13 protein-coding genes are annotated in these 14359 nt (G+C 68.1%); 4 read left to right on the forward strand and 9 right to left on the reverse strand.

Annotated features, from left to right (window positions below):
• Window positions 1-3 precede the first annotated feature (3 nt).
• Window positions 4-768 carry a molybdate ABC transporter substrate-binding protein gene (gene modA / locus AC1KAR_RS14685; protein ID WP_480318935.1) on the reverse strand — a complete coding sequence of 255 codons (765 nt, stop codon included), beginning with the start codon at window positions 766-768 and terminating at the stop codon, window positions 4-6.
• A 232-nt stretch (window positions 769-1000) separates the two neighbouring features.
• On the opposite strand from modA, the gene AC1KAR_RS14690 reads away from it, so the two are divergent.
• The gene (locus AC1KAR_RS14690) at window positions 1001-1333 is read left to right on the forward strand and encodes a YegP family protein (RefSeq protein WP_480318937.1); all 333 of its coding nucleotides are present in this window, start codon (window positions 1001-1003) and stop codon (window positions 1331-1333) included.
• A gap of 703 nt (window positions 1334-2036) precedes the next feature.
• On the opposite strand, the gene gudD is transcribed toward AC1KAR_RS14690, so the two are convergent.
• The 7 genes from gudD to AC1KAR_RS14725 form a co-directional block, all read right to left on the reverse strand.
• A complete protein-coding gene (gene gudD, locus AC1KAR_RS14695) occupies window positions 2037-3377 on the reverse strand; it encodes a glucarate dehydratase (RefSeq protein ID WP_480318939.1) in 1341 nt (446 codons plus the stop codon).
• Window positions 3378-3602: 225 nt separating this feature from the next.
• Window positions 3603-4571 carry a Bug family tripartite tricarboxylate transporter substrate binding protein gene (locus tag AC1KAR_RS14700; RefSeq protein ID WP_480318940.1) on the reverse strand — a complete coding sequence of 323 codons (969 nt, stop codon included), beginning with the start codon at window positions 4569-4571 and terminating at the stop codon, window positions 3603-3605.
• Window positions 4572-4692: 121 nt separating this feature from the next.
• A complete protein-coding gene (locus AC1KAR_RS14705; RefSeq protein ID WP_480318942.1) occupies window positions 4693-5760 on the reverse strand; it encodes a LacI family DNA-binding transcriptional regulator in 1068 nt (355 codons plus the stop codon).
• A 59-nt stretch (window positions 5761-5819) separates the two neighbouring features.
• Window positions 5820-7022, reverse strand: coding sequence for an ergothioneine biosynthesis protein EgtB (egtB, locus tag AC1KAR_RS14710; RefSeq protein WP_480318944.1), 1203 nt, complete (start codon window positions 7020-7022; stop codon window positions 5820-5822).
• Window positions 7019-7978: an L-histidine N(alpha)-methyltransferase gene (egtD, locus tag AC1KAR_RS14715; RefSeq protein WP_480318946.1), complete on the reverse strand. Its 960-nt coding sequence runs from the start codon at window positions 7976-7978 to the stop codon at window positions 7019-7021. Before egtD ends, egtB begins: the two co-directional genes overlap by 4 nt.
• Before the next feature lie 68 nt (window positions 7979-8046).
• Complete coding sequence (locus AC1KAR_RS14720) at window positions 8047-9294, reverse strand: NAD(P)/FAD-dependent oxidoreductase (RefSeq protein WP_480318951.1); 1248 nt, start codon at window positions 9292-9294, stop codon at window positions 8047-8049.
• A gap of 106 nt (window positions 9295-9400) precedes the next feature.
• Entirely contained in the window at window positions 9401-10213 is an 813-nt protein-coding gene (locus AC1KAR_RS14725; protein WP_480318953.1) for a hypothetical protein, read from the reverse strand.
• Window positions 10214-10601: 388 nt separating this feature from the next.
• Here AC1KAR_RS14725 and AC1KAR_RS14730 point away from each other — a divergent pair, with 388 nt between their 5' ends.
• The 3 genes from AC1KAR_RS14730 to AC1KAR_RS14740 all read left to right on the forward strand — a co-directional run bounded on the left by AC1KAR_RS14730 (window position 10602) and on the right by AC1KAR_RS14740 (window position 13587).
• Window positions 10602-11912: a DUF3300 domain-containing protein gene (locus AC1KAR_RS14730; protein WP_480318955.1), complete on the forward strand. Its 1311-nt coding sequence runs from the start codon at window positions 10602-10604 to the stop codon at window positions 11910-11912.
• 15 nt (window positions 11913-11927) lie between these two features.
• Window positions 11928-12803: a DUF2950 family protein gene (locus AC1KAR_RS14735; RefSeq protein WP_480318957.1), complete on the forward strand. Its 876-nt coding sequence runs from the start codon at window positions 11928-11930 to the stop codon at window positions 12801-12803.
• Between the two features lie 301 nt (window positions 12804-13104).
• A complete protein-coding gene (locus tag AC1KAR_RS14740) occupies window positions 13105-13587 on the forward strand; it encodes a hypothetical protein (protein ID WP_480318959.1) in 483 nt (160 codons plus the stop codon).
• Between the two features lie 20 nt (window positions 13588-13607).
• Here the strand turns inward: AC1KAR_RS14740 and AC1KAR_RS14745 are convergent, their stop codons facing one another.
• Entirely contained in the window at window positions 13608-14321 is a 714-nt protein-coding gene (locus AC1KAR_RS14745; RefSeq protein ID WP_480318960.1) for a transporter substrate-binding domain-containing protein, read from the reverse strand.
• Window positions 14322-14359: the final 38 nt, after the last annotated feature.

A 14359-nucleotide genomic window follows, 5' to 3' on the forward strand; every position in this document is an offset into this window, starting at 1 on the left:
AGGTCAGGGCGCGGCGAAGCCGTACTTCAGCAGAACAGCCTGCCCCGCCGGCGAGAGCACATAGGCGATGAAGCGGTTCGCCTCGGCCGCCTGCGCCGCGCTGCTGCCCGCCACCGGCGCGATGGGGTACAGCACCGGCGTCTCGGTCGGCACGCTGAAGGCGAGTTTGACGCGCTCGGGCATGAGCGCCGCGTCGGTGGCGTAGACGAATCCCGCATCGACTTCGCTGCGCGCGACATAGTCGAGCGCCTGGCGGACCGACGACGCGCCAATCATCTTGGGCTCGATCTGGCTCCAGGCGCCCGCCTTCTCCAGCACGGCCTTGGTGTAGCGGCCGACCGGCACGCTCTGCGGCAGGCCGATGGCCACGCGCGCCACCTGCGCGGGCAGCAGGTCCTGGACGGCCTTGGGCGCGAGCGCGCTGTCCTTCGGCACGATCACCACCAGCGTGTTGCGCGTGAAGTTGCGGCGCGCACCGGCCACGATCAGTGCCTGCTGCTGCGCCTGGTCCATGGTCTCCTGATCGGCACTCGCGAACACATCGACCGGCGCGCCCTTCGCGATTTGCTGCAACAGCGCGCCCGATGCGGCGAAGTTGAGCAAGACCTTGCTGCCTGGGTTCTGCGCTTCGTAGGACGTGCCGATCTCCTTGAAGGCATTGGTGAGGCTGGCAGCGGCACTCACGGTGAGCTCGACCGCGCCCGCGAGCCCGGTGCAGCAAAGGGCAACGAGCGCCGCCGCGGCGCGCTTGGCAAGCATCGAGTACATGGCGTGTTCGGGGAGTCGTCGGGGCTCACGCAATATACGGCAAAACATAGCGCTATCTGGCAGGCCGGTCACACCTCACCAGCGCCCGGGGCCGCGGAGTGATCCCCAAACCCTAGTTTTCCGCTTGCAAGCCGCGTGCTACACCCAGGGGCCGCATGCCACCCGGCCTCCCGCCACAGCAGACGAGCGCATCGCGGCGCCACCCACCCCACTCACTATCGAGGAGCTTCACATGGCAGGTTGGTATGAGCTGAGCAAAAGCAGCGACGGTCAGTTCCGCTTCGTTCTCAAGGCCGGAAACTCCGAGGTCATCCTCAACAGCGAGCTGTACACGAGCAAGGCCTCGGCCGAGAACGGTATCGCCTCGGTCCAGACCAACTCTCCCGACGAGGGGCGCTACGAGAAGAAGGACGCCAGCAATGGCAAGTTCTTCTTCAATTTGAAGGCGGCCAACGGGCAGGTGATCGGCACGAGCCAGATGTATGCGTCGGAGTCGACGCGGGCGACGGGGATGGCTTCGGTGCAGCAGAACGGAGCGGGGAAGACGGTCAAGGATCTGACCTGATCTTGCATAGCCTCGCCTGGCTCGGCCCAGCGAGGTATGCGTGGTCGAAGGCTCGTGCCGCTCTTCGCATGGCTTGCTCACTGCGTGAGGCCGCGCCGGGGTTTCGGCCCGGCGGCCGACCCCCTTTCTTTGTGTCGACAAAGAAAGGGGGCAAAGAAAGCGACCCTGCCTCCTCGGCCCTCGCTGCGCGAGGGCTGCCTTGCGCTGCTCGGTCTTGGTGGGCGGGGCAGAAACTCGCTTCGCGGCCTGCGGCCGCTGCGCTCAGACATCTGCCCCAAGTCAGTTGTGGATGCGCGCTGCGCGCGCGCCCACCAAGCCCTGCGCTGCTCAGCTCGTCCGAAGGGCCAACCGGCACGGCGCGTCGCTGCGCTCGCGCCTGATGAAGCCGAGTACGGTCGAGCCGATGCGCAGCGAGGCGAGTGGGGAAGAAGTCGCAGCAGGTGTTCGGCGGCTCGCTGGAGCATGGCAAAGACAAGTCGCGTCTAGCCGCCACGCAGTTCGGCCAAATGAGAGCGCCTTTGCTTTGGTTACTTTCATTTGGCGCGACAAATGAAAGTGACCCGCCCGTCGGGGCGGATTCCCGGCGCACCCGCGCGAAGTAGGAAGAACAAGCCACGCGAAGCGCCACAAAAGGCGCGGGCCCTCGATACCTCAGGCTGAGCGGCCTGTGATGCGCACACACCCACTGACGCTCACCCTCACCTCACCTCACCAAACAAGGCCTCTTCGGATCAAACCTCCACCCCGGGATCAAGAACTGCATCGCCACCGCATCATCCCGCGCACCCAACCCATGCTGCTTGTAGAGCGCATGCGCCTTCTCCACCTCGGCCATGTCGAGCTCGACCCCCAGCCCCGGCTTCTTCGGCACCTGAACGTGCCCACCGACGATCTGAAGCGGCTCCTTCGTGAGCCTCTGCCCGTCCTGCCAGATCCAGTGCGTGTCGATCGCCGTCACGCGCCCCGGCGCGGCCGCGCCAACGTGCGTGAACATGGCCAGCGACACATCGAAGTGATTGTTCGAGTGCGAGCCCCAGGTCAGCCCCCAGTCGTGGCAGGTCTGGGCCACGCGCACCGAGCCGGCCATGGTCCAGAAGTGCGGGTCAGCCAGCGGGATGTCGACCGATTGCAACGACAGCGCATGCGCGAACTGCCGCCAGTCGGTCGCCACCATGTTGGTGGCCGTGGGCAGGCCAGTCGCGCGGCGGAACTCGGCCATCACCTCGCGGCCAGAGAAGCCCTCCTCCGCGCCGCACGGGTCTTCGGCGTACGCCAGCACGCCGCGCATGTCGCGCATCAGGCGGATCGCGTCTCTCAACAACCAGCCACCGTTGGGGTCGAGCGTGACGCGCGCCTGCGGAAAGCGCTCGTGCAGTGCCGTCACCGCCTCGACCTCGGCCTCGCCTGCGAGCACACCACCCTTCAGCTTGAAGTCGTTGAACCCATAACGTGCATGCGCCGCTTCGGCCAGTCGCACGATGGACTCCGGCGTCATCGCGGCCTCGTGGCGAACACGCTGCCACGCGTCGGCACTGGCCGGTTCGTCGTTGGGTGCGGTGTAGGGCAGGTCGGTCTGGGTGCGATCGCCCACGAAGAAGAGGTAGCCCAGCATCTCGACCGAATCGCGCTGCTGGCCCTCACCGAGCAGGGCCGCCACCGGCAAACCCAGGTGCTGGCCGAGCAGGTCGAGCAAGGCCGATTCGATGGCGGTCACCACATGGATGGTGGTGCGCAGGTCGAAGGTCTGCAGCCCGCGGCCGCCGGCGTCGCGATCGGCGAACTGTTCGCGCACGCTGCGCAGCACACGCTGCACATCGCCCACCGTCTGGCCGATGACAAGGGCCGCCGCGTCTTCCAGCGTCTGGCGGATCTTCTCGCCGCCGGGCACTTCACCCACGCCGGTGCGCCCGGCGTTGTCGGTGAGCACGACGATGTTGCGGGTGAAGAAAGGCGCGTGCGCGCCGCTCAGGTTGAGCAGCATGCCGTCGCGGCCGGCAACGGGGATGACGCGCATCTGCGCGACGCGGGGGGTGTCATGTGTCATGGTGCTGGGGCTGAGAAGGTGTGAATGGACCCGACGTGCCCGAGCAGGCCGCCCGAACGTCGCGGATCAAGGCGCAATGCGCAGCCGTAGCTCGGGCTACGGCAAGCATTTGCAACGCCGAGCTGCGGCGAGCATTTGCAACGCCGAGCCGCGGCGAGCATTTGCAACGCCGAGCCGCGGCGTTGGGGCGGAATGAGCGGGCATGGTGGGTTCGTTCATACCTTCTTAGTCTGCGGTGATCTTGCGGGTGTCGATGAGGCGCTTCCAGCGGGCGCTTTCGGCGGCCTGGAACGAGGCGAACTGCTCGGGCGTGTTGGCCACGACCTCGATGCCGATCTTGGCGAATTCGGCCTTCACCTGGGGGTCGTTGAGTGCAGACACGATGGCGGCGTGCAGCCTGGTCTTCACATCGGATGGCAGCCCGCGTGGCGCGGCGATGCCTTGCCATGAGTAGACGTCGACGCCCTTCACGCCGCTCTCATCGAGCGTGGGCACCTGGGGCAGCACGGCGGAGCGCTTGCTGCCGGTGATGGCGAGCGCACGCAGCTTGCCGGCCTGGATGTGCTGCAGCACGGCGTTGATGTTCTGGAACGAGGCATCGACCTGCCCGCCCAGCAGGTCCTGGATGGCCGGTGCGCCGCCCTTGTAGGGCACGTGCGAGCCGCTGGTGTCGGTCTGCAGCCAGAAGAGTTCGGCGGTGAGGTGGTCCGACGAGCCGTTGCCCGAGGACGCGAAGCTCATCTTGCCCGGCTCCTTCTTGAGCGCGGCGACCACGTCGGCCACGCTCTTGAGTGGCGAGGCGGCGGGTACCACGAGCACGTTGGGCGCCTGCACGGCCACGGTGAGCAGGTCGAAATCCTTGCCGGCGTCATACGGCACGGTTTTCAAGAGGTGCGGCGCGATCACGAACGGGCCGAGCGACGAGACGAGCACCGTGTAACCGTCGGCCGGCGCGCGCTTCACCTGGCCGGCGCCGATGGTGCCGGTGGCGCCGGGTTTGTTGTCGACGATGACGTTGGCGCCCAGCTTGTCTTGCAGCTTCGGCGCGAGCACGCGCGCCAGTGAATCGGTCGAGCCGCCCGGCGGGAAGGGAACCAGCAGGGTGATGGGCTTGTCGGGCCATGCGGCCTGGGCCGGGGCGGCCGCAGCGAGGGCGGCGAACGAAACGCACAGGGCACTCAGCAGGGTTTTCATCGACAGGTCTCCGTTTGCGCGCCACCACCATCGGCGACGCTGTCATCGCGCAATGGTAGCGCTACCGTCTTCAAGTGCCAATGTGCTCATTCGAGGGTTAACCCCGAATGATCTGGCGAACCTAACTGGAAGCGCGTTCGATGACCCGGAACCCGAGGTCCAGCACTTTCTCGCCCACCGCGCGGCCCGCCGCCCGCTCGACGATGAAGCGCGCCGCCTCGCGGCCGATGGCGGTGCCGTCGATGCGCACGGTGCTGAGCGCGGGGTGCGTGTCGCCCGCAAACGCGAGGTCACCGAAGCCGACCACCGAGAGCCGCTGCGGCACGGCGATGCCGCGCGCGGCGGCTTCGGTCAACACGCCTAGCGCCAGCAGGTCGGAGCTGCAGAACAAGCCATCGACCCGCGGTGACTGCGCGAGCAAGCGGGCCAGGCCTTCGCGCCCACTGCCCAGCGTGGTGGGGGCGGGAACACGCAGCACCGGGATCGCATCGGCGTCCAGGCCCAGCGCGCGCGCCTGGGCGATGAAGCCGCGGTTTCGGCGATCGGCGCGCTCGTCGTCGCCGCTCAGCAGCGCGAGATTGCGCCGCCCTTTGCCATGCAGGTGCCGCACCACGGCGGCCGCGGCCTCGGTGTGCGAGAAGCCCACCAGCATGTCGATCGGCGTGGGGGTGAGGTCCCAGGTTTCCACCACCGGGATGCCGCTGGCCAGCAAGCGCTTGCGGCCCTCGGCCGAATGCATGATGCCGGTGAGCACGATGCCATCGGGACGGCGGCCGATGATGGCGTCGAGCAGCGCGTCTTCGCGCGAGCCCACGTAGCCGCTCTGGCCGAGCATGAGCTGGTAGCCGGCCGCGTCGAGCGCATGCGTGAGTGACTGCACCATCTCCATGAAGACCGGGCCGGCGATGGTGGGGACCACGGCCGCCACCAGCCGGCTGCGCGCCGACGCCAGGCCGCCCGCCAGGCGATTGGGCACGTAGCCGGTGCGGGCCACGGCGTCGGTCACTTTCGCGAGCGTTTCGCGGGCGACTTGCTCCGGCGTGTTGAGCGCGCGTGAGGCGGTGATGGGCGAGACGCCCGCAAGCCGGGCCACGTCGCCCAGGGTGATGCCACCGCCGCCGCGGCGCGCACGGCGCGGGGGCGAATCAAGAGGTGTTTCAGGCAGGGGTGCGGCGGGGGAATCGGCCATGCGGCGAGTGTAACGAGCGCGATGACATCGCTACCATCCGCGCGGCTGAGCCCTGCCCTTCAAACGCCGTCGCGCGCCAGCCGGATGCCGCTGAACTGCCAGCAGGCACCGGCCGGGAAGAAGTTGCGGTAAGTCCGCCGCACATGCGAGCGCGGCGTGGCCAGCGAACCGCCGCGCAGCACCATCTGGTTGACCATGAACTTGCCGTTGTATTCACCCACGGCGCCCTCGCTCACACGAAAGCCGGGGTACGGCAGGTAGGCGCTGGCAGTCCATTGCCAGCAGGCGTCGTCGAGTTGCTGCAGGCCGGCACCCCACTGTTCGGCAGCATGTTCCCACTCGGCCTCGGTCGGCAGGCGGGCGCGGGCCCAGCGGGCATAGGCATCGGCCTCGTAGTACGACACATGCTGGACCGGGGCGTGCACATCCAGGTCGACCAGGCCGGCCAGCGTGAAACCCTGCCAGCCCCGCCCACCGCGTTGCCAGTACAGCGGCTGCTCGCGGCCCTGAGCACGCACCCACTCCCAGCCTTCGGACAACCAGAGCGCCGGGTTGCGGTAGCCGCCGGCATCGATGAAGCCGGCGTACTCGCCATTGCTCACCAGGCGCGAAGCCAGCGCAAAGGCCGGCACGGCCACACGGTGACGCGGGCCTTCGTTGTCGAACGCGAAGCCGTTGTCACCATGGCCGACCTCGACCACACCAGCATCGAAAGACAGCCAGGTGGATTCAGCCGACGCGGCGGCGGCGCGCGGTGCAGCGGCGCTGTAGACGGGGTACGTGGCGTTGCACGAGAAGAGGTGCAGCACATCGGTGAGCAGCAACTCCTGGTGTTGTTGTTCGTGGTGCAGGCCGAGTTCGATCAGGCTGCGCGCCTCGGGCGTGGCATGCGGCAGCAACTGCAGCACGCGCTCGTCGACGTTGTCGCGGTAGGCCTGCACCTGCGCCAGGCTCGGCCGGGTGAGCAGGCCGCGCTGCGCGCGCGGGTGCTTGTCGCCCACCGCGTTGTAGTACGAGTTGAACAGCACGCGAAAGGCCGCATCGAATGGCGCGAATTCAGGCTCCCAGCGTTCGAGCACGAAGGTCTCGAAGAACCAGGTGGTATGCGCCAGGTGCCACTTGGCCGGGCTGGCATCGGGCATGGACTGCGCACCGGCATCTTCGGCCGAGAGCGGTGCGGCCAGGGCCTGCGTGTGCCGGCGAACTGCGCGGTAGTGGGCGGCGAGATGATCCGGCGCGCCGCCACCTTCGAGGCGCTTCATGGGCAGGCCAGCATCACGGCAAAGCGGCGCTGCGGATCGGTCCAGGCCACGCTGCGATGAAAGCCCGCCGAGTCGAGCAGGCTCGCGAAGCCTTCGATGTCGTACTTGTAGCTGCTCTCGGTGTGGATGCGCTCGCCGCGGTTGAAGTCGCGCCCGCCACCCGGCCAGTGCACTCCGGCATCTCGGCGGGCCTCCAGGTGCATCTCGATGCGCGAGGCCTCGGCGTTGTAGAAGGCCACGTGCTTCCAGCCGGTGGGGTCGAAGTCGCTGCCGATCAGGCGGTTGATGTGGGCCAGCGCGTTGAGGTTGAAGGCGGCCGTCACGCCGGCGGCATCGTCGTAGGCGGCTTCGAGCACGGACACGTCCTTGCGCAGGTCCACGCCGATCAACAAGGCGCCGTCGTCTTGCAGCATGTGCCGCATGCGCTGGAGCAGTGCCTGCGCATGCGGCGGGTCGAAGTTGCCGATCGACGAGCCCGGGTAGTAGATGAGGCGGTGTGCGAGCGGCACATCGGCGGGCAGGTCGATCTCTTGCGTGATGTCGGCACCGAAGGCGCTGACCTCAAGCGCCGGCAACTCACCGCGCAGGCGCGCCACCGACTCCTGGAGAAAGTCGGCCGAGATGTCGACCGCCACGAAACGCCGGGCGCCGATGGTTTCGCACAGGGTGAGCGCCTTCTCGCAGTTGCCCGCGCCGAGTTCGATCACCGTGCGCCCGGGGCCGACGCGGCGTGCAATCTCGGCGCCGTGCAGCCGCATGATCTCGCGCTCGGTGCGCGTGGGGTAGTACTCCGGCAGGCGCGTGATCTCCTCGAAGATCTGCGACCCCCGCGCGTCGTAGAAGTACTTGGGCGAGATCGTGGCTGGCGTGCGCGCCAGGCCCTCTGTGATTTCCGCTGCCGCGTTGGTCATGGCGTCTCCTGAATTCGGGCCGACAACGCAGCGGGCAAGCTGCATGCCTGACAGGACACGACATGATCAGTGCAGGCCTTGCGCGAATGCAAGTACCTGCCAACGACTGACAGTCAGGGCGCGGGTGCGGGGGCCGCGGGCGGGATCAGCGTCTTGAGCGCCACCGCCGGGTCGCAGGCCACGGCGGGCGCCGGGCTGGTGCCGGTTTCGAGCAGCTTGCGCGCCGCGATGTGATCGAGCGGCGCGTTCACGCTCTCGACGCAGACGAGCTGCTCGCCGACGTAGTGCAGCACCGAGAAGCTGGCCGCGTTGGCGCCGGGGCGGCGGTGGCGCGTGCCGTCGGCCGGTGCGAGGCCGGCCATCTGCAGGCGCATGCTGCCCTGCTCCGACCAGAACCACGGCAGCGCCGCGTAGGGCTCGTCGCGCCCCTGCAAGGTGGCCAGGGCCGTGCGCGCCTGGTCGTTCGCGTTCTGCACCGACTCCAGCCGCACACGCCTTGCGCTGCGTGGCTCGGGGAAGCTCGCGCAGTCGCCCAGCGCAAGGATGTGCGGGTCGGATGTGCGCAGGCAGGCATCGACCACGATGCCGTTGTCGCACGCGAGCCCCGCCTCGCGCGCCAGGCTGTCCTCAGGTGCCGCGCCGATGCCGGACACCATCAGGTCCACCGGGGTGCGCTCGCCTTCGACCTGCAGGGCCACCAGGCGCTTGCCGTCGATCTCGAAGCCACCCACCGACACGCCCAGGCGAACGTCGATGCCATTGGCGCGATGGGTCTGCAGCACGTGCTCGGCCAATTCGGGCGACACGGAACGCATCAACAGGCGAGGCGCCGATTCGAGCACCGTCACCGGCTTGCCCAGCACCCGCGCGGTGGCGGCGATCTCCAGGCCGATGAAACCACCCCCGAGCACGGTGAGGTGTTCGGCATTCGTGATCAGTTCGCGCACACGCTGGGCATCGGCCGCATTGCGCAACACCGCCACGTTGGCCAGGTCCTGGTGCAGCGCCGGCAGCCTGCGGGCGCGGGCGCCGGTGGCGAGCACCAACCATTCGTAAGGCAGCTGACGGCCCGAGGCGAGGTGCACGACGCGCTTGTCGCGGTCGATCGACAAGGCAGCATCGGCAAGGTGCACATGAATGCCGGCCTCGGCATACCAGGCCTCGGCGCGGTGCGACTGCAGCGCCTCTTCGGGGTTCTTCAGGTAAGCCTTCGACAAGGGCGGGCGGTGATACGGCAAATGGGCCTCTTCGCACACCAGATGCACGCGCGCACCCAGGCCGGCGCCGGCGAGGCCCGCGCACAACTGCGCCGCGGCGTGACCACCGCCAATGATCACGATGGAGTCGGTCTTGTCGTTCATGAAGGAAACCAGGAGGCCGCGTGTCGGGGTCGAAGATTCTAGGCGTGGGGTACACGGCGGCTGCGCATACACGCGTCGCCGTCAGGCTGCCGAACTCGGCCAACGTTCAGAAACTCACCGCCAGGCCGAGCGACCACCCCTCGACATGCTCGCCGCGCAGGTAGCGCAGCACCGCACGGCCCCGCGTGACGAACGTCTCGTACGCGGTGAAGTCCACCTCCATCCCCATGCCCAGCGAGGTGAGCGAGGTGGCACCCAGCTCCTTGGTCTGGCTGCCCAGGTAGTTGGAGTGGGTGAGTTCGAGCACGCTGCGCAGGGGCCTGTCGAGCATCACGAAACCGGTGGGCGTTCGTACGCGGCCCCAGATGTTGAGCGCCTGTGCGGTGACCGAGGCCTGCATGGCGCTGTCGTCGCTGCGGGTCTTCAGGCGCAGCTGGCTGTAGCGAATTTCGAGATCGGTGTCGCGCTCGGGCCGTGCGCGCTCCCAATCGAGCATGAGCGAGGCGCCACCACCTTGGGCCTTCATCTCCCCACCGTTGAGGAAATCCAGTTCGCCGTCGTGTTCGCGGGTCAGCCACCAGGCACCGAGCTTCAAGTCGCTGGCCACCTGCCCGTAACTGAGCATCAACACCGGGCGCAGCACGAGGTCGGGGATGACGGGGAAGTCCCATCCCACGCCGACCGTGAGGGTGACGCTGTTCCAGCGTGTGGGGATGCTTCGCTCCTCGGCACCGTCGCTCACCACGAAGGTCGGGTCGAAGCGTGAGTACGCGGCGTTGCCTTCGAGATACAACGGCACCTCGCGGCTCACGGTGAAGCCGCCTCCGAGCTGCGTCATCATCAGGTTCGGGTTGCCGGTCGACGCATTGCTCATCGACAGCGAACTCGTCGTCACGTCGGGCACGATCGTGTAGCTCATGAGGGAGAGCACGGCACTCGCCTGGTCGCGCACACTCGCCCCCGTGGTCCGAGTCGACAAAAGCTGCGCGAACGAGGGAGCGCTCGCGAGCGCGACACCCAAGGCCAGCAGAAGATTTCTCAAACAGCGCGGTGCAGCGTTCATGTGTTGGCGTGGCCAGCTCGATGGGGCACGCGGGCTCCCGAATGGCACGCGACCTCGCTCGCGCGCCTGGGCCGAATCGTACCGACAACCATGCCGCCGGCACGAGAACCTGCGAACTGCGAGGGTCGATCTGCCCCAGAGTACGTCTTGACGTGCGTCCTGCTGCCCGCGTACAACCTGCGGGTTGGCGGGATCACAATCAACCACTCTCACAGATGCCGGCCATCGAACCAAGGAGCGAGTCATGACACAACACTTTGGCTTTGCATTCGGCCGGGCGCGCGCTTGGTTGATGCTGAGTCTGCTGGCGCTGCTGACCGTGGCAGCCATGGGCAGCGCGCGCGCGCAAGATGCCAAACCCTTCTCCGACGCCGAGCTCGACCAGATGCTCGCGCCGATCGCGCTCTACCCCGACTCGCTGCTGTCGCAGGTATTGATGGCCTCGACCTACCCGGCCGATGTGAAGTCGGCCGCCGAGTGGACCAAGGCCCACCCCGACGCAAAGGGCGACGACGCCGTCAAGCAGGTTGAGAGCCAGCCGTGGGACCCTTCGGTGCAGTCGCTGGTGGCTTTCCCGCAGGTGCTGACCATGATGGGCTCCAAGCCCGACGACGTGCAACGCCTGGGTGACGCCTTCCTCGAAGACTCGGGGCGCGTCATGGACCGCGTGCAGTTCCTGCGCAAGAAGGCCAAGGACGCCGGCAACCTCAAGTCGACCGAGCAGCAGAAGGTCTCGACCACCACCGAAAACAGCAAGGAAGTGATCATCGTCGAGCCGGCCCAGCCGAACCAGGTCTATGTGCCGGTGTACCAGCCGTCGGTCGTCTACGGGCCGTGGATGTATCCGAGCTACCCCCCGTATTACTGGGCGCCACCCCCCTACTACTACCCGGGTGCGGCGTTCGCGGCCGGCTTCATCTGGGGCGCGGCCGTCGTAGGCATCACAAACAGCCTGTGGGGCGGCTTCGGTTGGGGCCACAACGACGTGAACATCAACGTCAACAAGTTCAACAACATCAACGTCAACAATCGCATCTCGAACAACGACAACCACTTCAAGCACAACTCCGCGCGGCGCGGTGACGTGCCCTACCGCGACAACAAGAGCCGCGAGCAGTTCGGCAAGAAGAACCTGCCCGGTGCGCAAGACCGCCAAGGCTTCCGCGGCCACGACAGCCTCGATGCCGAACGTGCGCGCGCGTCCAACACACTGAAGGACCGCGGTGCCGACCCGGTGGCGGGCCGCGAACGGCTGCAAGGCGCCGACCGCGACCGCGCTGCAGCGGCCGCGCGCGACACCGGCCGCCTCAGTGGTGGCGGGGCAGGCGCAGGTGGCGGCCTCGGCGGTGGCGCCAACCGTGGTGGTGGTTCGCACGACTTCAATCGCCCGTCGTCGGCCGGTGGCGGCTCGCACAGCGCCTTGTCGGGTGCCCGCGACAGCGGTGCCGCGCGGGCCAATGCGAGCCGCGGGGCCGCGAGCCGGGGCTCCATGCACTCCGGCGGCATGTCCCGGGGCGGGATGGGCGGCCACGGTGGTGGCGGGCGTCGTCGTTGATCGGAGCGAGCACACATGAACAAGAACCTCTTTGCAACGACCTCCGCGCTGGCCTTGTCTGCTGCCCTGCTGACCCCGCTGGGCGCTTTCGCGCAGGCCAAGTACGCGAGCCCTGAAGCTGCCGCCGATGCGGTGATCGCCGCCATCTCGGCCAACGACACCAAGGCGCTCGCCACCGTGCTCGGCAAGAACTGGCGCGGCTTGCTGCCGCCCGATGGCGTCGAAGCGACCGACCGCCAGGCCTTCCTCGACAAGGTGAAGGAACGGCGTGCCGTGACGCTCGCCGACACGCGCGGCGAGCTCGTGGTGGGCAACGACCCGTGGGCGTTCCCGATCCCGCTGCAACGCAACGCCGCGGGCCAATGGAGCTTCGACATCGCTGCCGGCAAGGAAGCCATGCTCGACCGGCGCGTCGGTGCCAACGAACGCGCCGCGATGCAGGCCGTGCTGGCGTATGTCGATGCCCAGCGCGAGTACGCCAGCGCCGACCGCAATGGCGACGGTGTTTTCGAGTACGCGCGCAAGCTGATCAGCGCCAAGGGCAAGCGCGACGGGCTCATCTGGAGCGCCTCGCTCGGCGACCAGAGCCCCCTCGGTCAGGACTATGTCGACTCGAAGCCCGGCTACCACGGCTACCGTTTCAAGCTGCTCGAAGGCCAGGGCGCTGGCGCCCCCGGCGGCGCGCGCAGCTACCTGATCGGCAAGCGCCTGATGAGCGGCTACGCCCTCATTGCCTGGCCCATCAAGTACGGCGAGTCCGGCGTGACGAGCTTCATCGTCAATCAGGACGGCATCGTCTACGAGCGCGACCTCGGCCCCAAGACCGAGTCCATTGCCAAGGGCACCAAGGTCTACGACCCGGCCGAACCCTGGCGCAAGGCCACGCCTTGAGCTGAGGCCACGCCTCTTGCAAACGCGGCGCCCTGGCGCCGCGTTTTGCTTTGCGCGGCCCGATTTGCCGAACCCTATTTGCGCGGCCCAACACCCGGCCCAGCCCCCTAGTCGGGTGGTGCGCTCCTCCCATGATGTAGGGACGCGCCGCCCAGCGGCGCTGTCTAAGCTCGGCCCAACCCGTAGCGATGTTGCACAACGGGCCATGGAGACTCAGCACCATGCCAGGCCGAACCGATCCGATTCACAGCAACGCGACGCAGGCAGACCGGCGCGCCGCCGAGACCGGGCTGCACCACGCGTGACCACAGAAGACCTTGCCCGCGCCACGCTGGCCGTTCAGCGCGAAGCCGAACGCGCCTTCGAGGGCAGCGCGCTCAACCTCCCACCCGACGCCGAACTCGGCGAGGCGATCGCCGTGTTCACGCTCGAACGCCGGCTCGAAAGCTGGCTCGTGCCCGTGCTGCTCGACGACTGGCTCGTGGGCTACCTGCGCTTCTCCCCGCATTGCATGCTGCGCAACAGCGTGGATCTCCTGAAGCTGGCCGGGGACCTGAGCGCCTGCCCGCTCGTCGCCGATTGGCTCGACCTTTCGGTGATCCAGGAGCGCGCCATGATGCTGGCCTACGAAGGCGAAACGGCCCGCACGCCGATGCTGTCCTTCGACGGAGCGCCCGATCAACTGGCGTGGGCCGTGCCGCTGCGCAGCGAGGGGCCTGATGATGAAAGCCGCGAGCGCTGGGTGTTCGTGTCCGGCGCGGATGTGTGGGAGGCTGCGGGCTGAGCCGCCGCCTTGCCACTTTCCTACAACCGGTCCTGCCACGCCACGCTGTTCAGCCAGTAGCTGCGGCGTGCGAGCAGCCAGCCGGTTTCCTCGCGGTGGCGCACCCAGGCGTTGAGGTAGGCCAGAAAATCGGCGTCGCCCCGGGCGATCGCGAACACCTCGCCGCGCCGGGCCAGCGAGGCCGACAGCGGCTGCACGAAGCGCTGCGGGTCGCGCTGCACCAGCAGGTCGGGTGCGGGTGATCGGCCGACGACCGCGGTCACGTCGCCAGCCGTGAGTGCGGCGAGCTGATCGAGATCGCTGTCGTAGGGCACGAGCGTGGCACGCTGGAACACGGCACGTGCCACGTCTTCCGTCAGGCCACCGCCGCGCACGCCAATACGCGTACCGGCCCGGTCGAAGTCCGCTACTGTCGACAGGCCGGAGGCCTTGGCACGGTTGGCGATGAGCGACACGTGCGTGGCGGCATAAGGCTCGCTGAAGTTCACGTCCAGGCCGCGCCGCGGGCCCATCCACATGCCTGCCGCGATGTCGATGCGGCCTTCGGCGATGTCGTCGGCCGCGCCAGACCACGAGATGCGCACGATCTCGGCCCGCACACCCAGATCGGCGGCGAGCGCCTGCGCGATCTCGACGTCCAGGCCGGTCCAGGCCTGCTTCGAATCCGTCCATGCCCACGGAACCATGGCGATCACACCGATGCGCAACACCCCCGCGCGGCGAACGCGCTGCATGGCACGCCCTGGGGCAGCCGACGCGGCGGACCCGGGTG

The sequence above is a fragment of the Piscinibacter sp. PDB1-1 genome, from assembly GCF_056675995.1.

Bases quoted from the DNA above. Each gene is read 5' to 3' on its own strand.
- modA (WP_480318935.1), bottom strand. From the start codon at position 768: ATGTACTCGATGCTTGCCAAGCGCGCCGCGGCGGCGCTCGTTGCCCTT.
- AC1KAR_RS14690 (WP_480318937.1), top strand. From the start codon at position 1,001: ATGGCAGGTTGGTATGAGCTGAGCAAAAGCAGCGACGGTCAGTTCCGC.
- gudD (WP_480318939.1), bottom strand. From the start codon at position 3,377: ATGACACATGACACCCCCCGCGTCGCGCAGATGCGCGTCATCCCCGTT.
- AC1KAR_RS14700 (WP_480318940.1), bottom strand. From the start codon at position 4,571: ATGAAAACCCTGCTGAGTGCCCTGTGCGTTTCGTTCGCCGCCCTCGCT.
- AC1KAR_RS14705 (WP_480318942.1), bottom strand. From the start codon at position 5,760: ATGGCCGATTCCCCCGCCGCACCCCTGCCTGAAACACCTCTTGATTCG.
- egtB (WP_480318944.1), bottom strand. From the start codon at position 7,022: ATGAAGCGCCTCGAAGGTGGCGGCGCGCCGGATCATCTCGCCGCCCAC.
- egtD (WP_480318946.1), bottom strand. From the start codon at position 7,978: ATGCAGCTTGCCCGCTGCGTTGTCGGCCCGAATTCAGGAGACGCCATG.
- AC1KAR_RS14720 (WP_480318951.1), bottom strand. From the start codon at position 9,294: ATGAACGACAAGACCGACTCCATCGTGATCATTGGCGGTGGTCACGCC.
- AC1KAR_RS14725 (WP_480318953.1), bottom strand. From the start codon at position 10,213: ATGAGCTACACGATCGTGCCCGACGTGACGACGAGTTCGCTGTCGATG.
- AC1KAR_RS14730 (WP_480318955.1), top strand. From the start codon at position 10,602: ATGACACAACACTTTGGCTTTGCATTCGGCCGGGCGCGCGCTTGGTTG.
- AC1KAR_RS14735 (WP_480318957.1), top strand. From the start codon at position 11,928: ATGAACAAGAACCTCTTTGCAACGACCTCCGCGCTGGCCTTGTCTGCT.
- AC1KAR_RS14745 (WP_480318960.1), bottom strand. From the start codon at position 14,321: ATGCAGCGCGTTCGCCGCGCGGGGGTGTTGCGCATCGGTGTGATCGCC.